The organism is Ralstonia sp. 22111, from assembly GCF_052045895.1.
Taxonomy (GTDB): Bacteria; Pseudomonadota; Gammaproteobacteria; order Burkholderiales; family Burkholderiaceae; genus Ralstonia; species Ralstonia wenshanensis.
This window is the reverse complement of sequence record NZ_JBQEPR010000003.1, coordinates 567622-586965: the sequence shown is the minus strand read 5'-3', so window position 1 is coordinate 586965 and position 19344 is coordinate 567622. Positions and strand designations below refer to the sequence as shown.

The following is a 19344-nucleotide window of genomic DNA, read 5'->3' as shown; positions in this document are numbered from 1 at the left end:
ACAGAGCAGGGTGCCATCCACTGACTACGATGAAACGATCATAACGAGCGTGCGGCTGGAGCGTCCATGCTGCAAACGCACAAAAATCCGGAGGCCCTCATGCGGACATTGTCTGACCATCTTTCCAACTACGCCGCCTACCACCTGGACGGCCGCAATATTGCCACGCACTTTGTCGGCATCCCGGCGATTGTGCTGGCGGTCGCGGTGTTGCTGTCGCGGCCCGTGCTGGCAGACCTATCAGGTGTTCCCCTGACGCCCGCGCTGATCGTGCTGGCGCTGACGACACTGTTCTACTTGCGCTTGGATGCGGTGTTCGGCGTGGTGATGTTTGCGCTGATCGGCGTCTGCGTATGGACCGGCAACCATGTGGCCGCGCATTCGACGGCAGCGTGGTTGTCAATGGGCATTGGCCTGTTCGTGATCGGCTGGATCATCCAGTTTGTCGGTCACTACTACGAAGGACGCAAGCCGGCGTTTGTTGATGACCTGGCGGGCCTGGTGATCGGCCCGCTGTTCCTCGTGGCCGAGACGGCGTTTGCTCTGGGTTTGCGCGCGAAGTTGCACGACGAGGTGGTCAGCCGTTCGCACGCCATGCGCGCCTCGATGGGCGGCAAGCACGCCGCCGCCTGAGCTGCTCGCCCCGGGCTATTACCCTGCAAGCTTTGCGGCCGGCTGAAAGACCGGTGCGCGATTCTGCATGCCCGCCAGCATCGCCTCACGCTGATTGGCCGCGCCGATCAGCCGGTCTTGCTCGATCGACTCCGCCAGCAGAATGGCGGCGGTGTCGCCATCTTCCACAACACGCATCAAGCGCTTGCTGGCGCGGATGGCGTCGGGGCTCTTCTGAGCAATGTCGCGCGCTGCCGCCAGCGCTGCAGCGTGCGGATCGTCCACGACGTGCGTCGCCAGGCCCAAGGCGCAGGCTTCTTCGCCGTTGACGATGCGGCCGCTGTAGATCAGCTCGCGCAGCCGATCCGGGCGGACCAGCCCGCGCGTGAGCGCCATGCCGCCCATGTCGGGCACCAGGCCCCATTTGATTTCCATGACCGACAGGCGCGTGTCGGCGGCTACGTAGCGCACGTCCGCGCCCAGCGCGATCTGCAGCCCGCCGCCGTAAGCGACACCATGCACCGCTGCCAGCACCGGCACCGGCAGGTCGCGCCATACCGTGCAGGCGTATTGCGGCAGATTGGCCGCCCCATGCGTGCGCTTCGCAAGATGCCGGGCGCTGATGTCCGAACCCGCGTCGCTGCGGCCCAGGCTCGCCATGCTGGCCATGTCCAGTCCCGCGCAAAAGGCCCGGCCCTCGCCCGAAAGCACCACGGCTCGTAGATCTGCCTCGTTCATCAGGCGCTCGCCAATGGTGACGAGCCCTTCGAACATGGCAGGGTCGATGGCGTTCATCTTCTCGGGACGGTTGAGCCGGACTTCGGCCACGCCAGCGTCGATGTTGAGCAGGATGCGTTCAGTCATGAAAAAGTGTCCTGTGCGAGGTAGGCGTCGAATCAGTCGGGAGCGATAACCAATACATCGCGCTTGTCCTTCACTTGCGCCCAATGCGCATGATCGGGCAGCGGCGGTTGCACCTTGGTCAGGCGGGGCCAGTCGGCGCGACGAGAGAGTTGTGCGTTCAAGGCGATGAAGTCCTGCTGGTCCGCAGGCACCTCAGCCACCGGATAGATCGCGCCCACCGGGCACTCCGGTACGCAGATCGAGCAATCGATGCATTCATCCGGATCGATCACCAGAAAATTCGGGCCGGCGTGGAAGCAGTCCATCGGGCAGACGGCGACGCAGTCGGTGTATTTGCATTGAATGCAGGACTCGGTAACTACATATGGCATAACTACGCGGGGTGTTCAAAACTTGTTCAAAATTCGCTCAGAATTATGCTGCATCAGGCCTCACGCCGTGAGGGGCTCACTGCGTGGGTTTGCATACACGGGAGGGAGCAGGCGCTCGACGGGGTCGGTGCTTGTGTCCAGCCCTGAAGACGCCGTCACACCTTGCGGTTCGCGCCCGCGAGCGGTTAATCCAGTGAGATTAATCGGGCGGAGGCGTGAAGCTCGTGCCCGGGTTTATTGCGCCTGACGCCCCCGTCCGAGCGATAGCTTTTCCAACAACAATTCAACGTTGACCGGCTTGGGCAGGTGGTCGTCGAATCCGGCGGCAATCGCGGCGTCCCGATCCTGCAGGGAGGCCAGGCCGGTGAGCGCCAACGCGTAGATACGTCGTCGCCCGCCTTCTTGTTGCCGAATGCTTCGCAGCAGCGCGTGGCCATCCGTTCCTGGCATCGCGAGATCGCTCACAAGAATGTCGAACGAACCAGCCCCGATGCACGTCAGTGCCTCTTTGGCCCCGGAGGCTGTCTGTACCTGCGCACCCAGACTGCGAAGCAGGTAGGTCAGGGCTTCCTGAGACTGCGTGTCATCGTCGACCAGCAGCACCGATAAGCCATCCAGCCGTTCGGCTCCGTTCGCCGCGCGCCCAGCGAACGCATGCTCGTCAACCAGGGCCTGAATGAGCGGTAGGCGAACCGTCAGCCTGGTGCCTCGACCTTCGCCCTCGCTGCTCGCTGTCACGGTGCCCCCGTGCGCAGCAACCAGATGCTTGACGATCGACAGACCCAACCCGAGCCCGCCGTATTCACGTGTCCGACTGGTATCGGACTGCATGAAGCGGTCGAACAGCTGCGGCAGCAGTTCGGGTTTCACGCCGATGCCGTTGTCCGTGACGGAGAGTTCGACCAGCGTTCCGAGGCGCGTTAAGGCGACTTCGACCCGGCCACCCTCCGGCGTGAACTTCAAAGCATTGCCGATCAGATTGGACGCCACCTGTTGCAGACGGCGCGCATCGCCACTGACGACGGCTTTGGTTTGCAAGCCGGAGGTGATCAGCGTGATTTCCTTCTTGGCCGCTGCGGGCCGATGGCCTTCCACCACGGTACGGACGGCGGCTGCAAAGTCGATGGGCTTCACATCGAGCGAGAATCGGCCGGAAGAGATCCGGGACACATCCAGCAGGTCGTCGATCAATTCGGCCTGCAACTGACAATGGCGCAGGATCGTCTTGATGGCATGTTGATCCTTGTTTTCGCTGGCAGCCATGAGGACTGCCGCCCAAGTTGAGATTACGTTGAGTGGCGCCCGCAGTTCGTGCGAAACGAGGCCGAGAAAGTTGTCCTTGGCAGTGTTAGCGCGTTCGGCTTCGCACCGAGCGGCTTGCGCCGTGCTGACTGCCCGCTTGAGCTCGTCGATGTCCTGGAAGGCAAGCACTGCGCCGTCGATGCGATCATCGGCGGTACGGTAGGCGCGCACGTTGACCAGCCACCAGCGGCCCTCGCTGTCCTGGTACTCCTGCTCCAAGCCTGCCAGGCCTTGGACGGCGGACTGCACTATGTGCTCGACATCAGCGGCCGAGAAGAGGCGGTTCAACTGTGCCAACGGCCGCCCGACGCTGTCTTCGGGCAAGCCAAACAGCGTCTGGGCCTGCGGCGAGAAATGGCGCAGGCACAATTGCCGATCAAGTAGCAGGACGGGCAGCGGGATGCCTTCGACAAGATTGCTCAAGTCGTCATTCGCCCTGTCGAGTTGATCGTTGCGCGATTTCAGCTCGACGTTCAGGGAGCCCAGCTCCTGGTTGGCCGACTCCAGCTCTTGCTTTGCCAGCAATAACTCTTCATTGGCGCTCTGGAGTTCTTCGTTGGTGCTGAGCATCTCCTCGTTGGCAGTCCTGAGCTCCTCGTTGGTCGACTCGAATTCCGCAACCACTGTCTTGAGCTGCGCCTGTGCAGCTTCGAGTTCATCTGACAACGTGGTGACGGTACGCTCAAGTTCCTGAACGCGCGTATGGGGTGAGCCTGGGCTGGTGCTCTGTACGGCGAGCGCGTCGTCTGGCAGGCGCTCCAGCGTGACCAAGAAATGCGGTACCAGGTCTTCGGCAATTAGCGGCAGCACGTCCAGCGCGAAGCGCGTGTCTCCAAGCGCCACGCGCTCTCGACGCACCGGCTGGCTTGTTCGCTTGGCTTCGATCAGCGCGGTGCGCACCGTCACGTTGAGTTCCGGCTGTAACAGGCGCGGCAGCGCCAGCGACGCTTCGCCGCTCGCGGGCGCGACGAAGCCCGACACATCGCCGCAAAAGTGCACTACGTTACCGTTCTCATCGACGATGAAGCCGGGTGGCGCATACCGTTCGAGCGCGACCCGATTGGCGGCCTCAATAACCGGGTCGACGGGCTGCACACGGCGCACCGGTGGTGTGCCGCCTTGGCTCGCCCATGGCCGCAGTGCATCGATCGGGAAGGTCGCCTGCTGCCGCTTTGCCACGGGCACCTTACGGTAGAGGTGCGGTGCGCCGGCATGCTCGAAGCCATCGACTCCCGATGCTGCCTCGGCCCGGCCAAGCAGCACGAAGCCATCTGGCCGGCAGGCGTAGTGCAGCATCTCGAGCACATGCTGCTGTGCTTCTTTGCGCAAGTAGATAAGAAGATTGCGGCAACTGATGAGCCCCATGCCGGAGAAGGGCGCGTGGGTCAGCACGTTGTGCCGTGCGAAGACACACATATCCCGGATCGACTTGCGCACGACGTAGCCTCCGGACGTCGCTGCGAAGGTGCGCTCGCGAAACGCCTCCGGCACGTCGTCCACCGCGGCAATGCCATACCTACCTGCGCGCGCAATCTCGATGGACGCCTCGTTGATGTCGGTGCCGAAAATTTGAACGCGGCGGTGTGGCGCTTCCCGGTCCAGCGCATCTTTCAGCAGCGTGGCGATGGTGTAGACCTCCTCGCCTGTCGAGCAGGCAGGCACCCATACGCGGATCGGATCGTGCTTCAGTTCCAGGAGGGCTGGTATCACCGTTTGCCTGAGCACGTTGACGAACTCGACATCGCGGAAGAACGCGGTTACGCCAATGAGAATGTCATCTCGCAGTGCTTCGGCTTCCCGCGCATCCCCGCGCAGCAACTGCAGGTAGCCGCCTACGTCGCGGTCCTTCTGTAGCAGCACACGGCGCAAGAATCGACGACGCAGGTTGACGTCCTTGACGTAGCTGAGGTTGATACCGGTCTTTTGCTGCACGACGGCGAGCGCAGTGCCGAGGGCGTCGGCGTCGCCTGCCTGGGCGTTGGCGGTCTCGGGTTGGGGCGCTTCACCAAAGCGCCGGACCAGGCACTGGGCTATGTCTTCCGGTGGCAACACCTCGTCGACCAGACCGGTGTCGATTGCCGCGGCCGGCATGCTTTGTTGGCTGGCCGACTGCGGCTGCTGGGCGATGACGAAGCCGCCGGAGGCTTTAAGGTCGACAAGGCCGCTGGCTCCATCTTGACCAATGCCGGAAAGGATGACCGCTGCGCCGTTGACGTCGGGATCCTGGGCGAGCGACGCCAAGCAGGCATCGATCGGCAGGTGAAGGCCAGCCTGCCGGCGCGTGAGCCGGAAATGACCGTCAAGTGCAATCACACCGGCGTTCTCGGGCAGCACATAGAACCGGTCGTGTTCGATTTTGCGCAGATGAACGAGTCTTTCAACCGGCATGCGCGAATCCGCTTGGAGGATGCCGGCCAGTTGGCTCTCTTGGTTCGGGTCGAGATGCGTAATGACGAGTACCGCGAACCCAGGGTTTTCTGGCAGCGCGGCCGCAATCGTACGCAACGCATCCAGGCTACCTGCCGATCCTCCCAGCACCACCACCCGCAACAGCTCCGAAGGCATCGACGCCACGTCTGCACTCCTACCTTGTTGTAAAACGTCGGCGCAGTCTATCCCGGCCATTTACGCGCATCAACCATACGGGACGCTCCTCACGCCTATGCATGGTGCAGGTATCTCGGCGGTGACGTTGCGAGTGTTCGAGAGTGACGCTGAAGCCGTGTTCGCTTGCCAGATCGCTCCCCATGCCGCGCCGACGCCCGTGCCCGCGCAGTTGAGGATCAGCCACCGCCCGTGCGTGGGCGATGGCGCCGCTGGCCGATGTGAGCCGCCGGGAGAGGATGCGGGAAACGTCCCGATCTCTTCGGCGGGGCGGAGCGGGATACAGAGAAACTGAGGTGGTTGCGGGAGCGGGAACGGGCCCTGTAGGTCACTGGTGCGTGCACCCAGCAGTAACGGCGCTGCCCCGAACTGCCGATCGGCGAAACTACGCGGAAACCATTGACTGGCCCGGGATAAATCCATCAATGATGGCTTCCGCCATCTTCGTTGCCGCCCGTCTGGCGATACCAATGCTCTCCCAATGATCGGCCTGCAGCGCGAAAATACGAGAATGCTCGGTACTGGGCGGCATCCCTTCCTGGCAAATCAACACGGAAGCACTGTAAGACCGATCGGGACGCCGCTCATGCCATTCACGAGGCGGGTCAAAGAGGTAGATCAGGGGGTAAACATCGAACCCCTTATAGCGGCAAGTCGGATAGGCATCCACAGCAATCTCCGTTGAAAAGGGGTGGCCTCACTGTACGCTCTTTCCGCTTGCTCCATTGAACTATCCGCGAACGAGCGAATGCGGATTGCGCGGCCATTCATGCGCCCCGTGATCCCGCTGGTTTGAGGTCTCCTTGCCAAGGCTGCACGTGCATATCGAGGGTATGGTCACCTTGTGCGGTTTTCGCGTGGAGGCTGTCTCGGATAACTTGCGCGATGGCCAGGCGACACAAGCTTTCAATGCCGCCCATGGCTGCCGAGACTAGATCCGGCGCGCTTGCCAACACCCTGAAGGACCGCCTTCCTTCCCCCACGAAACTGGTGAATTGGACGCAGTTCGGCTCTCCATCGCGGACAAAGCCCACAGTGATGGAGTACGCCATGCCTTTTGCCGCTCCGGGGAGTGTGCAGAGAAAGCTGGTCTTGTCGGTCGCATGATTCATCTTGCTTCCTGGTTTGTCATGCGAGCAACGCGCCTCGCCAACGCAATATCAATCAAGCAAGGGCAACAGAAACACGTTGCACCCCTTACAGCGACGCCACCGATTCGCCGGGTACCAGGCCATTGATGACGTCCTCGCCGAACTTCAGCGCCCCCCGCCTCGCGGTGCCGACATTCTCCCAAACGGTGGGTGTCATTCGAAAAACGCGCGAGTGCTCGGCTCCTGGTTGATGACCTGCTAGGCAGATCACCACAGATGCGTTGAAGGTACGATCGGCACGCTTGCGCGGCCAAGACTGGGCCATCTCGGTCCTGTATACCAATGGATACAGGTCGAAACCCTTGTACGTGGCTGACGGGCTTGCATTCATGAATGGCTCCAACCGATGGTGGACGTGATCGATACCCGGCTGGATATCGACATTGACTGGCCACAGCAATCTGCTGATTGGCCGGGGCAGTTAGTTATGAGTCCGCCCCCAAATGATCGACGGTGATCACGAGCATCCGATCTCCACGGTCCGCTTGGGCATGCGCGCCCAACTGTGCCCGTAGAAAACGGTCAAGCATGCGCTGCAACTGACCGAGGTCTTGCCGGTCTGCGTGCATCAACTGATTCATGGCATCGTGCGCAAACGCGATCGTCAACGTCCTCACGTGCCAGATACGGCTATCGAACTGAGGCACTTGCCAGTTTGCGCCGAGCACACTCGGTTCGAAGAGCCAGGTCCGCACATCCTGCCCGGTAATTTCATCGAGCACCGGCTTGGTAAACGCGACAAGGTCGAGCATCACGGATCTCCATGACTTACATCGCCAGTCGGAGCATCAACGGGCAAGCGTCCGTGTGCGGAGCATGAGAGTGGTGGGGCTCACTGTACTCCCATATATGCACGGCTGCGTGTCGGGGCTAGCGCCAGATGAGTGAGCGACGAAAAAAAACCCCGCGTAGCGAGGTTTTTTTATTGCGCGCGATAGCGATCAGTTCGCCGTAATCTTGGTCGCGACCGGGCCTTTTTGGCCTACGCCCGATACAAAGCTGACTTTCTGCCCCTCTTGAAGCGACTTGAACCCATTGCCCTGAACTTCAGAGAAATGAGCAAACAGATCATTGCCGCCTGCGTCAGGGGTGATGAAGCCGAAGCCCTTGGAGTCGTTGAACCACTTTACGATACCGGTTTCCATGTTGGATTCCTTAAATGTTCTGGTCGAGCCCATGCTCACCAGGCATGACAATCAAGGAAGGAACAATGAGAAAAAGGTGTCGCCTAGCGTGACAACCCAGAACATCGGAGTAACTGCTTGAAAAGCCTGCGACGCAAGGTTTACCGGCATCGCAAGGTTCTGTCAATTGAAAAGGAGGTAAACCCGGAAATAAGTCGTGAATGTGGATGGGGCCGCTCTTTGCAACCATTCCATGTTGTCCATACGCCGCCGCGTTCGGTTGTGAAGGTCGAGCAGTGGCATTCCATTGCTACCCGCAACGCGAGCCATTGAGGGGCCCATAGAGCAGTGATTGCGACAAGCTGTTACTATGCGCAACCTTTACCCGTTCTTCGAATCGATCGGGCTGGGTGCCTGGCAAAGAAGACTCATCAAACGCTGGCCACCCGTCGGGCGTACACCCGAATCATCTTGGGCCGCACGGCTCATCACCTACCTGACCGGCGGTTTATCCGCTCCGTACCCAGCGCGCATGTACTAGGCGTGCCAGCCTACGCAAGTACGGTCACCTCGTTGCCAATCGCTTGCTCCGTGCATTTGTATGCATGACCCAAAGGCGTTGGCCCTACCCATCGTGGCGTAGCTCATCAGCAGGAACTGGTTTGCTCAGGCGCTTCATGCCTGCATCAGCTCTCGCCCGAAATCTAGCAGTGTATTGAACAAAATCGACTCCCCGTACACGGTGTCCGTGTACCCAATTGAACAAGAACCAGGCGTCTGGTTTGCCACCTACCTCATCAATGAGTACAGGGATGGCACGGAACGCATCCTCGCCAACGTCTCGATGCGTCACAACGTACATGGCACGGAAGCGCTCGCAAGGAATGCTGCACGGCTTGCAGGAAGGGCAGCCATCGCACGCTTGGCGCCCCATCACAAGAAATGAACCGCCAAAGCCGCCCCGCGCGGCTTTTCCGCTTGCGGCAAGAGCAGGCGCAACCCAGCTGTCAACCGGAAGGAAATCACCATGTCTGTTAGCGAAGAGTGGGAAGAGCTGCATCTGACGCCCGAGGGCTGGAAAGATGGCAGCTATCGACACGTACCGGGTGATGCCGTCATCGTCGCGCCACCGGCCAATGATGTACTGACGGTGCGCAGGCATGTTGCTGCCGTCTATGGTGGGCCGTCACGCGTGACAGAAGACAGAACACCGCGCACCGATGATATGAATCAGATCGAGCAATTGCTGTTGAAGTACGGTGCTCCTGTCTTTGGCGTCTAGACGAAAGACGAAGCGTACGAATGCTCTTCGCGCTACATCGCGCCCACGTTATTTAAGAGAGGAATTGGCATGACACTCTGCCGCGCTTGCCTTGCGATTGAAGTCCACCGACTTGGTGCGTCCGGTCATGCCTTCTTACGAATCACCGATACCCAGAGAATCAAGGCGTCCAAGACCGCGGCGGTCACGGTGAGCACGTTCACATGCCGCACGTGCGGGGCGAGCTGGACGTATCGCGAGGGGAAAAGCGTGCCCAACCCGGGTTGGTCGCTCGAGCCGTGAGCGCCTTCATAGGTTCGCTAGCCCCCGGCGTCCTGGCCGAGGCTCTCAGAAATGCCTGGCAGCAAGTCAGCCAAATGACTCCTGGAGTGCAACACCGTGCATCGCCCATCCCAATTCGCTCAGCGCGCGCTACCTGTTCTCTTGAGGCTGTTTTCCTCGCTGCCATTACGCATCATCCACGGCATCGGGCGCGCGGGCGGGCGGCTTCTCTATGCCTTACCCGGCGGATATCGCCGTCATGTCCAGCGCAATGCTGCGCAGGCCGGATTCAATGCGCCCCGCTTTGCGCGGCAGGCAGCAGCAGAAACCGGTGCAATGATGAGCGAATTGCCGAGGGTTTGGTTTCGTAGCGATGCGTGCATGGCCCAGGTGATTTGCGAGGATTGGAACGTCATCCAGGAGGCATTGGCCGAGCGCAATGGGCTCATCATGCTCACCCCCCACCTGGGTTGCTTTGAGTTGGCCGCACGCTATGCGGCACAACGCATTCCGCTAACAATCATGTTTCGCCCGCATCGCAAAGCCTTGCTGCGCGGCTTGCTGGATGCCGTGCGCGAGACTTCGAACTTGAAGGCAGTGCCAGCAACATCTGAAGGCGTGCGATCGTTCGTACGCGCATTGCGCCAGGGTGATGCGGTCGGCCTTCTTCCCGATCAGGCCCCAAAGGGCGACGGTGTGTGGGTTCCGTTCTTTGGCCGGCCGGCGTACACCATGACGCTGCCGGGCAAACTCGCCAAGCAGACGAACGCAGCCCTCATTATTGCCGCCGGCGAGCGCCTGCCCGGCGGGCGCGGCTGGCGGATGCACGTGAAGCGCCTGACTGGCCCGCTTCCCGATGGCGCCGAAGCGCAGGCCGCATGGATCAATGCAGAAATGGAAGAGATGGTCAGGCGTTTTCCTCAGCAATACCTGTGGGGCTACAACCGATACAAGGTGCCTGCCGGTGCGCCATCGGCTCCTACGGCCACTGTATAGGCGCATGTGTCCTCTGCGCGCCCGCTCTCATGAAGCGCTTGACCCTGTGCTTAGTTCCTTTGGATAGTCCAGAAAGTGCCAGCTCTGCCGTATGGCCGTAAAGCACAATCAAAAAGGTTGTGTCGACAACGGCCGGTAGGCCGCTGCCCCCGTCCATCGACTGAGCCCTGAGCAGGAGAAGCACGATGCTGCCCCGTTTTGGTGACCTACGTATCGGTGCCCGTCTGGCCATTGCGTTTCTGATTGCAGCTTTGCTTACCGCGCTGCTCGGCGGCATCGCCTATGCCAGGCTCTCGGCAATCGTTGGCGAGTGGAGGGGATATGAGTCGATCACCGTAGCGAAACTGCGTTTGCTTCAACAGGCGAGAGACACGTTCGGCGATGCTGTTCACAACTACAAGGACTATGTCCTGAGAGGTGGCGATTACCGTGCCAAGTTCTTGGCGAATCTGGACGATATTGATAAGGCTGCGCAGATTTCACTTCGCATGGGGGCATTTGCGTCCACCGAAGAAAGCGCCGTCGAGACGCTTCTGACTGCAACGAAGGGCTACCGGGCTTCTTTGGCCAAGCTCGATGCCCTTGTCGAATCAGGCGCATCCATTGAAACCCGAGACAAAGGCGTTGCAGGGGCCGACAAGCCGATTGGCCAAGCGCTCGACGCGCTCATCAACATTGGTATGGAGCGCACGCGGGCGCAGGGCGAGACAGTCACCCATCTTGCGCAAATCGCAGAGCAAACGATTATCGTGGTGACGATTGTCGCCATCGTAGCCGCAGTCATGCTTGCATTCTTCATCACGCGCAGCATTACTGTGCCGCTTGGCTTTGCCGTCTCGGCAACCGAGGCCGTAGCACGCGGAGATTTGACGCAGCAGATCAATACCCACGGCAAAGATGAAACCGGTCGCCTCTTGCGTGCACTGAGCGAGATGAACGCAAGCCTCTTGCGCGTCGTCGGCCATGTGCGCACGGGGGCTGACACGATGGCGTCTGCAACCAGCCAAATCGCGGCGGGCAATCTCGATCTATCTACGCGCACAGAAGAACAGGCCGGCTCGCTGGAAGAAACAGCCTCCAGCATGGAAGAGCTCACTGCGACTGTCCGGCAGAACGCCGACAACGCCCAGCAGGGAAGCACGCTGGCGAGCAGCGCTGCCAACATCGCTCAGAAGGGCAGTGTCGTGGTTGGGAAGGTCGTGAGCACTATGGCCGAAATCAGTGATGGGTCAAGCAAGATCGCTGACATCACCGGCATCATCGAAGGTATTGCATTCCAGACGAACATTCTTGCGCTCAATGCCGCCGTGGAGGCCGCCCGCGCGGGGGATCAAGGCCGCGGCTTTGCAGTGGTGGCAGGTGAAGTTCGTGCACTTGCGCAACGTTCGGCCACGGCTGCGAAGGAAATCAAAGATTTGATTACTGCCTCTGTCAGCAAGGTTGAAGATGGTGCCCAATTGGCGTCTGAGGCCGGGGCGACAATGTCTGAAGTGACATCGGCTATCGCACGGGTGACAGGCATCATGAGCGAGATCGCCGAAGCCTCAGTTGAACAGAGCAGAGGTATCGAGCAGATCAACCTTGCGATTGCCCAGATGGATGAGATGACGCAGCAGAATGCCGCGCTTGTGGAGCAGGCCGCGTCAGCGTCTGCTTCGTTAGAGGATCATGGGCGCCAGCTTCGCGATGCAGTCGCATTCTTCCGCTTGGACAGCAGTGGGCAGATGATTGCGGCGCCGGTCGGAACGGCCTGAGACTGTGGTTGGCGCGGTGTGAATGGCAAGACAACGCGCTCAATACCGCGCGTTTCTTAATTTGGCGCGACCGAATACACAGCCGTATCAGCCCTGATGCCCAGGTCACGACGGAACGTTTCTGGATCGAACCCCTGCTGAATCTGCTGCGCCTCGATTGCGGATTTCGCGGTCTCCATCGCGTGGAGGCTGGCCCATTCGACGATGGACACCACGTTGAACTCGGTGGCGCCGGCTGTGTGCGTCAGCACTGAGCTTTTCAGACAACCTGGTTGGGCCGCGAGCAGGGCCCTCGCTTGCTGGATGCGCTCCATGAAAGCCGGCATCGCGGCGGGAGGCACGGCGAAGCGGCCGATGCGGAAAACCGCCATGTGTGAGTCGTCGGAAGCTTGTGCGGATGTCATGCTGAACCTCGTTATTAGGCGTGGATAAAAGATACCGCCGTACTCTAAAATCTCAAGTAAGGTTGAGGTCAAGAGGTTCGCGCATGAAAAAGCATCCCTTGGAAGAAATGGGTATTCCGCTCACGTTGAGCGTGGGAGAGGTATCCCGCCGCAGCGGCGTACCCGTGTCGACACTGCATTTCTACGAGACCAAAGGACTCATCGAAAGTCACCGCACGACGGGCAACCAGCGCCGATATTCGCGCGACGTCCTGCGCCGCGTAGCGTTTGTGCGTGTAGCGCAGCGTGTCGGAATTTCTTTGGGTGAGATAGCGGCTGCGCTGGACAAACTGCCCAAGGGCAGCATTCCGGACCGCGAAGCGTGGTCGCGATTGTCGACGACATGGCGCAGTGATCTTGATGAGCGCATCGCTCAACTCAAGAAGCTGCGCGACACATTGGACGATTGCATTGGCTGTGGCTGCTTGTCGATTGACCGGTGCCGCCTGCGCAATCCGCTGGACAAGCTAGCCCAGGAGGGGGCTGGTCCGCGACGACTGATGGTCAAACTTCCGAAATCGTAATGACGGTAAGTCGCGGCGGTGCTCTGCAGACCTGCGCTCTTGCAGCTATGCAGGCAATCCGGCCAAGTTCAACGCATGGCCCAGTTTCGAGGCGAGCGCGGGCGCGCAGTCGACTCCGCTGAACTGTCGCTCGAAGCGGAAAGTCGGGTGCAATTCAAGCACGCGTGCCGCGGCGGTTCGAGCTTCGTCCAGCCGATTGAGGCCAACCAATGGCCCGATCAGGATGACGTAGTTGATGCTGTGGCCCGGGTTTGATTGCACCGCCAGATAGGCCGCTTTCGCTGCTGCTGGCAACTCGTCCTGAAGAAAGTGCCCTAATGCCTGTGAACCGAATGCAGCGAATGCCCAGGAGTCGAATGGGCTGAGGCGCAAGGCGCGCTCGCCCCATTCGATTGATCGATCTGCCACGGCTGCCCAGCTGTAGAGGACGCTGCCGAAGATGTGGGCGAGTGCGGTCGAAGGGCTGAGCGATAGCGCAGCCTCCAGCGCCGCAAAAGCCGCAGCGCGATCGTGTGCATCCATGCCGAGCGAGAAACCGGCGAATGTCAGCGACAACGCATCGTCGCGGCCGTGCTCCAGCGCAAGGCGTGCGTGGTGTATCGATGCGGCGCGGTCCGCTTCTTGCAGGCCAGCTCGAAGAAAGCGGTTGTGATAGCACATTGCTGCAAGCGCGTAAGCAAGTGCGTACGTGGGGTCCAGCGCCATTGCGCGGTGCAGCAGCGGCAGGGCGTTTGCCGCGCGGTCGGGCATACCGGAATCAACGTCGGGTTGGGCGCGTAACACGAGCTCGTAGGCATCAAGGCTATCCGGCCGTTTGCGGCGGATCCGCTCTACCTCGGCACGACGCAAGCTCGGCTCGATCGCACCGACCACCGCCAACGCGATCTCGTCCTGCAAGGCGAACACATCACCGAGCTTGCGATCGTATCGATCTGCCCAGACATGCACACCGCTTTCCGCATCGACAAGCTGTGCGTGAATCCGCACGTGGTCTTCGCTTCTGCGCACGCTGCCTTCGAGCACGTAACGCACGCCAAGATCGCGGCGAACCTGCTTCACGTCGATGGAGCGATCTCGGTAGATGAAGCTGGAGCTGCGTGCGATCACGAACAGCCACTTGATGCGCGATAGGCCGGTGATGATGTCGTCGACCACCCCATCGGCAAACCATTCGGCATCACCTGTGTTCTCGAATGGCAGTACCGCGATCGATGGCTTTTCCAGCATCTGTCCGGCGGACCACTGCGCCGTATAGCCCGCCCCATGCTGAGCACGCGTGGCAGGCGGCCCAACATAGCGATAGCCATGGCGGGGCAACGTCTCGATCCAGCCTGCACCGTTGTCTTGAGCGAGCACGCGGCGCAGCGCTGCGATCTGCACCGTGAGGTTGCTCTCCTCGACCACCAGCTTTGGCCACGCCGCTTCAATCAGCGCATCCTTGCTCACAGGCGCAGGAGCATGCTCAAGCAACAGGTGCAGCAAGGCAACCGCGCGCCGGCCGAGAAGCGTTGGCTCGCCACCGCGAAACAGGATTCCTGCCTCGGCATCGAGCGCGAACTGCTCAAACTTGTAAGTGCCTGACATGGTGACGGTGTCCGTAGCTTCGGCAAAATTTTGCAATAAATTCGGATGAGATTCACGACCTTTCGGCGGCACAGATGCAGAGTCAAGACACTCTTCCATACCCTGAACTCGTGGAGGTTCATCATGACTGCAGAAGCGATTATCCGAATGCCCGGAGAGGGTAGGCAGGTGCGGCTTGCCGGGCAACCCATGGCCTTCCTCGTCACCGCAGAGAGTACCCGCTACACGTCGATGTTCGAATGGACGATCCCGGTCGGCTTTTCCACCGGGATGCACGTGCATCGCGTGCAGGAGGAAACCTACTATGTGTTGGAGGGCGAGTGCGACTGGCAAGTTGGCGACCAGCGAGTGCGCGCGACGCCGGGTGCCTACCTCTTCCTGCCGCCCGGCGTCCCGCACAACATCGGCAATACTTCCGGCAAGCCGGTGCGTGTTCTGCTCACCGTGTCGCCGCCCGGGCACGAGCGCTATTTCGAGGAGATTGCCGACATCGTGGCGGGGGGTAATGGAGCGGACTCTGCAAGGATTGCCGAGCTTCGCGCCCGGTACGACACGGACCAGTTATCGTCGCTCGGTACGTAGGTGTCGTCGTGAGTATCGACAGGCGCGGGAACGCCGGGAGGCAGATGCTTACAGCGTCTGCTTGCCCTGGCGTGAGGAGCGCAGCGTACCGCTTATGGCAGTTCCTCCGGCGGGCCGAGGGAGCGTGAAAAGGGCCGGCTCGCGGTCGTCTTTTCCGGCTTGCGGCCTATATTGGGTGTTACGGTCGGCATTGCTCGAGCGGAGGGCCCAATGAAACGCTTGTACACCTTCATCACGGTTTCAATGTTCGTGCTTACGGGACTAGCGCTCCAATCCTGCGTCGCATTGGGTGAAAAGCCGCTTGATGAGCAACTGGCCGGCGCCTGGACGTATGTCTCGGTCGATACTGTTCGCCCAGATGGCAGTCGCGCGCCCATGTATGGGCCGCATCCGCAGGGCCTCGTCATCTTTGACGGCCACGGTCACTACGCGCTGGTGAACTCACGCGCCGACCTGCCAAAGTACGTCGCCAACGACCGCATGAAGGGCAGTGCGGACGAGTATCGCGCGGTAGCGCAAGGTTCGATTGCGCACTTTGGCAGCTACGTCGTAAATCAAGCGGACAGAACCATCACCTTCCGCATTGAGACGAGCACATTTCCGAACTGGAACGGGGTAGAGCAGCGCAGGCCGTTCGTCCTCTCGGGAGATGAATTGCGATGGACCACGCCTGCCGCCTCGGGAGGGGGCTCTGGAGAAATTGTGTTGAAGCGAGCCAGATGACGCTGGCGCGTAGCGCTTGAGTGCTTACCCGGGCTTCAAGGAATGCGCGCGGCGCAAATGGTCTGTTGACTTGCGCAGCTTGATCGCCCAAGCCACAACCGGCTCATTGGCATCGTCGACCTTCAGGACGATGAGCATGCCGGTGTAGCGGGCTTTCCAGTTCGGCCCGAACGGATGTCCCAAGCCCCGTCGAGCTCAAGGCGGTATGATCGCCAGTAGTCTCGAGAATCGCTCGGCGACGACGCCAATGATGGCAAGGAGAACCGCATGATCAAGGTCACCGTGATGTACCCGTACACTGAAGGCGCGCGCTTCGGCCACGCCTATTATCGCGACCGGCACATGCCGATGGTGAAGGCGAGGTTGGGCAGTGCCTGCGCCTACTACACCGTCGAAAAAGGCTTGGCCGGTGGAGCGCCCGGTACACCGCCTGCCTTCGTGGCGATGTGCGCGTTGATCTGCGATTCGGCCGAAGGCTTCCAGACTGCCATGCAAGAGCACGGCGCTGAGATCATGGGTGACATTGCCAACTACACCGACATCGCACCGGTGGTTCAGGTCAGCGAGGTCGTGGTCGAGCGGTCGGATCGTTGAGCGCATCCTCTGGCATCGTGCGGCAAGTATGTGGAAAGCCGTTTTCTCCAAAGCAGTCCATCCCAATTACCAGCGGACAGTCCTGCCGCGATAGTCGAGATATTCGAGGCCCGGCCGCCCCAGTTTGTTCAGAATCACGTTCACGACGCCCGGAACGCTTTCCTCGATTGACAATCGGCCCTCGGGGCCGCCGAGGTCGGTGCGTACCCAACCGGGGGCGATCAGCAGCATGGCCAAGGGCGTGTGCGCCTGGCGCGCTGCGAAGCTGCGCATGAACTGGTTCAGCGCCGCCTTGCTGCCGCGATAGAGCTCGCGCTGGCCGGATTCGTTGTCGGCAATGCTGCCTTGCCCCGACGACATGATCCCGATCAGGCCGGCCGGCGGAACAAGATCGGCCATGCGTTCGACCACGCGCATCGGGCTGAGCGCATTGGTGATCATCAGCGCCACGAAATCCTCCGTGGAGACCTCGCCGATGGTCTGCGTCGGATCCGGGTTGGTTGTCCCCGCGTTGACGAACAGAACGTCGAACATCCGGCCGGACAGGTGCTCACGCAAGGCCTGGATCTGCTCGGGCCGCGTGATATCCAGCGTTTCGATCTCGATCCGGTCCGGATGCGCATTGGCGAGATCATGCAAGAGCGTCCGGCTGCTGCCGGCGCGGACCGTGCCCACGACATTCCATCCGTTTTTCAGGAATTCGGCGGCCATGGCGTAGCCAAGACCCCGTGAGGCGCCGATCAGCAAAACGGTAGGCGTGTGGATGGGAGCGTCGGGCAAGGCGTTCTCCGTTGTGCACAGGTGATGCAATGCATTGTCGACAGAACTCGCGTCTTGCACCAGACGCCTGGCTGGCAATCCACGATTGCACCGGACGCCATGGTTCGATGCGTTTTCGATTATTCTGGCCGCATGTCACGCGTTGATCTCAACCTCCTGCCCGCACTGGATGCATTGCTCAGCGAGCGTAGTGTTACCGGTGCGGCCCGGCGTCTGAATCTCAGCGTCTCTGCCATGAGCCGCACGCTTTCGCGCTTGCGCGTCGCGACGGGCGATCCCTTGCTGTTGCAGGCTGGCCGCGCGCTGGTGCTGACACCTTATGCCGAGCAACTGAGCCAGCGTATTCCTGCACTGGCCCGTGAAGCAGAGGCGGCGCTCAGTCGTGCTGAACATCGGTTCGACGTGACCACCCTTGCGCAATGTTTCACCGTGCGCGCCGGTGAGGGCTTCGTCGATCTGCTTGGCGCGGCGTTGATGGATCGCCTCCAACGCGCCGCGCCGGGCGTGCAGGTCCGCTTCACGCCCAAGCCGGACTGGAACGCGCAGCCGCTGCGGGACGGAGCGATTGATCTGGAGATCGGTATTGTCCGGACAGCTGCTCCTGAGGTCCGTACCCGGCCGCTTTTCCGCGATCGCTATGTGGGGGTGTGTCGCGCGGGCCATCCTCAGCTCGGCGCTGCGCCCGTCAGCCTGGAACAATGGGCAGCATGTGGCCACGTCATGGTTTCGCGGACAGGCCAAACGGAAAATGCGATCGACGTGTCATTGGAGCCGCCAAACCTTCGGCGGAAGGTGGCAATCGTGGTGCCGTCTTATATGAGCGCGATGCAACTGGTGCGCCATTCGGACTTGTTCGCCGCCGTTCCACGTTCCTGCCTGGGGAATGCCTTTGTAACGGATTTCACGGCGGCCAATGGGTTGCAGTATTTCGAACTGCCGCTGGCGATACCCGCTTTCACCATTTCAGAGATCTGGCATCCGCGCCTTGATCACGATCCGGCGCATCAATGGTTTCGCACTGAAGTTCTAGAGCTGTGCCGTGCGGCATATCCGCAGAATCCGCTCGAGATACGCGCCGAAGGCAGGTAGGCCGTTATCGCTGGAAAGAGAGCGTGGAGCGCTGGGTGGCCGGTACCCAAGATAGGCGGACGTCCCGCCATGCATCGCCGAAACTTCGCGCCACGGCGGGATAGCGGGGGCAGGGCGCGTCGCTGGCGCTCGAGGTGTATTGCCGCCTTCTCAGGCAGTCGTGGAGAACAGGCTTCCCGAACGCTTGCCTTCCGCTTGCTGCGCCTGTGCAAGTTGGCCGATCGCAGTTTCAAGTGCCGCAGAGACCGAGCTTGCCTCCGTCGACAGCGCCTGAAGCCGGGCAGCCGCTTCCTGGTCGACAGTGGCTTGTTTCGATTCGGCTTCCATCTGGCGTTGCAATGCTGATAGCCGCTGCCGCAGCGCATTGATCTGTGCTTTCAACTGTTTGACCACAGGGCTGTCGCTGGACGTGCCCGCGTCGCTCGATGATGGATTCAAGCCAGTCGATGATTGCGCTTGGTCCGTGTTCGAACGGATGTCGTTGCCTTTCGAGGTGGATGGAGCCGCAGCTTCATTCGCTGCTGAGGCGCTGGATGGGCGGCTCGCCGCAGGCGGCACGGCGTTGGGCGTGAGTGAGGGATCGACTCGCATGGCTGATTCTTCTTGTTTGAATGTCGGCAAGCAGGTGATGTGCTTGCCGCTATACATCGGAATCTTTCTTCGGCATGTTCGCCTGGAACTTGAGGAAGACCGAAGAGGCTTCA

22 protein-coding genes and 1 pseudogene are annotated in these 19344 nt (G+C 60.9%); 11 read left to right on the top strand and 12 right to left on the bottom strand.

Going from position 1 to position 19344, the window contains the following annotated elements:
- The first annotated feature begins 99 nt into the window (after positions 1–99).
- Positions 100–633, top strand: a complete 534-nt coding sequence (locus ACTJK4_RS11570; protein WP_316871134.1) for an Mpo1 family 2-hydroxy fatty acid dioxygenase — start codon at positions 100–102, stop codon at positions 631–633.
- Positions 634–651: 18 nt separating this feature from the next.
- On the opposite strand, the gene ACTJK4_RS11565 is transcribed toward ACTJK4_RS11570, so the two are convergent.
- From ACTJK4_RS11565 to ACTJK4_RS11530, 8 genes and pseudogenes are all read right to left on the bottom strand, one after another.
- Entirely contained in the window at positions 652–1476 is an 825-nt protein-coding gene (locus tag ACTJK4_RS11565; RefSeq protein ID WP_433868075.1) for a crotonase/enoyl-CoA hydratase family protein, read from the bottom strand.
- 32 nt (positions 1477–1508) lie between these two features.
- On the bottom strand, positions 1509–1847 hold the full coding sequence (gene fdxA, locus ACTJK4_RS11560) for a ferredoxin FdxA (RefSeq protein ID WP_045204019.1): 339 nt from the start codon (positions 1845–1847) through the stop codon (positions 1509–1511).
- 234 nt (positions 1848–2081) lie between these two features.
- Complete coding sequence (locus ACTJK4_RS11555) at positions 2082–5723, bottom strand: CheR family methyltransferase (protein ID WP_440817973.1); 3642 nt, start codon at positions 5721–5723, stop codon at positions 2082–2084.
- 415 nt (positions 5724–6138) lie between these two features.
- Positions 6139–6423 carry a hypothetical protein gene (locus ACTJK4_RS11550; protein ID WP_316871129.1) on the bottom strand — a complete coding sequence of 95 codons (285 nt, stop codon included), beginning with the start codon at positions 6421–6423 and terminating at the stop codon, positions 6139–6141.
- 60 nt (positions 6424–6483) lie between these two features.
- A pseudogene (locus ACTJK4_RS11545) lies at positions 6484–6865 on the bottom strand (hypothetical protein).
- 85 nt (positions 6866–6950) lie between these two features.
- On the bottom strand, positions 6951–7235 hold the full coding sequence (locus ACTJK4_RS11540) for a hypothetical protein (protein WP_232039345.1): 285 nt from the start codon (positions 7233–7235) through the stop codon (positions 6951–6953).
- A 94-nt stretch (positions 7236–7329) separates the two neighbouring features.
- Positions 7330–7656, bottom strand: coding sequence for a hypothetical protein (locus ACTJK4_RS11535; protein ID WP_260804318.1), 327 nt, complete (start codon positions 7654–7656; stop codon positions 7330–7332).
- Between the two features lie 189 nt (positions 7657–7845).
- Entirely contained in the window at positions 7846–8049 is a 204-nt protein-coding gene (locus ACTJK4_RS11530) for a cold-shock protein (protein ID WP_045204014.1), read from the bottom strand.
- 694 nt (positions 8050–8743) lie between these two features.
- Between ACTJK4_RS11530 and ACTJK4_RS11525 the strand changes: the two genes are divergently transcribed.
- The 5 genes from ACTJK4_RS11525 to ACTJK4_RS11505 all read left to right on the top strand — a co-directional run bounded on the left by ACTJK4_RS11525 (position 8744) and on the right by ACTJK4_RS11505 (position 12321).
- On the top strand, positions 8744–8974 hold the full coding sequence (locus ACTJK4_RS11525) for an isochorismatase (RefSeq protein WP_260804317.1): 231 nt from the start codon (positions 8744–8746) through the stop codon (positions 8972–8974).
- 81 nt (positions 8975–9055) lie between these two features.
- On the top strand, positions 9056–9310 hold the full coding sequence (locus tag ACTJK4_RS11520) for a translation initiation factor 1 (protein ID WP_232039348.1): 255 nt from the start codon (positions 9056–9058) through the stop codon (positions 9308–9310).
- Between the two features lie 69 nt (positions 9311–9379).
- Positions 9380–9592 (top strand): hypothetical protein, encoded by a 213-nt coding sequence (locus ACTJK4_RS11515; RefSeq protein WP_232039349.1) that lies wholly within the window; start codon positions 9380–9382, stop codon positions 9590–9592.
- Between the two features lie 96 nt (positions 9593–9688).
- Entirely contained in the window at positions 9689–10567 is an 879-nt protein-coding gene (locus ACTJK4_RS11510) for a lysophospholipid acyltransferase family protein (protein ID WP_343619982.1), read from the top strand.
- A 185-nt stretch (positions 10568–10752) separates the two neighbouring features.
- On the top strand, positions 10753–12321 hold the full coding sequence (locus ACTJK4_RS11505) for a methyl-accepting chemotaxis protein (protein WP_433868074.1): 1569 nt from the start codon (positions 10753–10755) through the stop codon (positions 12319–12321).
- Between the two features lie 56 nt (positions 12322–12377).
- On the opposite strand, the gene ACTJK4_RS11500 is transcribed toward ACTJK4_RS11505, so the two are convergent.
- A complete protein-coding gene (locus ACTJK4_RS11500; RefSeq protein ID WP_440817972.1) occupies positions 12378–12725 on the bottom strand; it encodes an antibiotic biosynthesis monooxygenase family protein in 348 nt (115 codons plus the stop codon).
- Between the two features lie 83 nt (positions 12726–12808).
- Between ACTJK4_RS11500 and soxR the strand changes: the two genes are divergently transcribed.
- Positions 12809–13288, top strand: a complete 480-nt coding sequence (soxR, locus tag ACTJK4_RS11495) for a redox-sensitive transcriptional activator SoxR (RefSeq protein WP_260804314.1) — start codon at positions 12809–12811, stop codon at positions 13286–13288.
- Between the two features lie 45 nt (positions 13289–13333).
- Here the strand turns inward: soxR and ACTJK4_RS11490 are convergent, their stop codons facing one another.
- A complete protein-coding gene (locus tag ACTJK4_RS11490) occupies positions 13334–15058 on the bottom strand; it encodes a winged helix-turn-helix domain-containing protein (RefSeq protein ID WP_322018271.1) in 1725 nt (574 codons plus the stop codon).
- Between the two features lie 3 nt (positions 15059–15061).
- Between ACTJK4_RS11490 and ACTJK4_RS11485 the strand changes: the two genes are divergently transcribed.
- The 3 genes from ACTJK4_RS11485 to ACTJK4_RS11475 all read left to right on the top strand — a co-directional run bounded on the left by ACTJK4_RS11485 (position 15062) and on the right by ACTJK4_RS11475 (position 16771).
- Entirely contained in the window at positions 15062–15454 is a 393-nt protein-coding gene (locus ACTJK4_RS11485) for a cupin domain-containing protein (protein ID WP_260804311.1), read from the top strand.
- 210 nt (positions 15455–15664) lie between these two features.
- Positions 15665–16177: a lipocalin-like domain-containing protein gene (locus ACTJK4_RS11480; RefSeq protein WP_316871119.1), complete on the top strand. Its 513-nt coding sequence runs from the start codon at positions 15665–15667 to the stop codon at positions 16175–16177.
- Positions 16178–16444: 267 nt separating this feature from the next.
- Complete coding sequence (locus ACTJK4_RS11475; RefSeq protein WP_440817971.1) at positions 16445–16771, top strand: EthD family reductase; 327 nt, start codon at positions 16445–16447, stop codon at positions 16769–16771.
- Positions 16772–16837: 66 nt separating this feature from the next.
- Here the strand turns inward: ACTJK4_RS11475 and ACTJK4_RS11470 are convergent, their stop codons facing one another.
- Positions 16838–17551: an SDR family NAD(P)-dependent oxidoreductase gene (locus ACTJK4_RS11470; protein WP_440817970.1), complete on the bottom strand. Its 714-nt coding sequence runs from the start codon at positions 17549–17551 to the stop codon at positions 16838–16840.
- Between the two features lie 132 nt (positions 17552–17683).
- Between ACTJK4_RS11470 and ACTJK4_RS11465 the strand changes: the two genes are divergently transcribed.
- Complete coding sequence (locus tag ACTJK4_RS11465; protein ID WP_440817969.1) at positions 17684–18640, top strand: LysR family transcriptional regulator; 957 nt, start codon at positions 17684–17686, stop codon at positions 18638–18640.
- A 150-nt stretch (positions 18641–18790) separates the two neighbouring features.
- Here the strand turns inward: ACTJK4_RS11465 and ACTJK4_RS11460 are convergent, their stop codons facing one another.
- A complete protein-coding gene (locus tag ACTJK4_RS11460; protein WP_440817968.1) occupies positions 18791–19288 on the bottom strand; it encodes a hypothetical protein in 498 nt (165 codons plus the stop codon).
- Between the last annotated feature and the right edge of the window lie 56 nt (positions 19289–19344).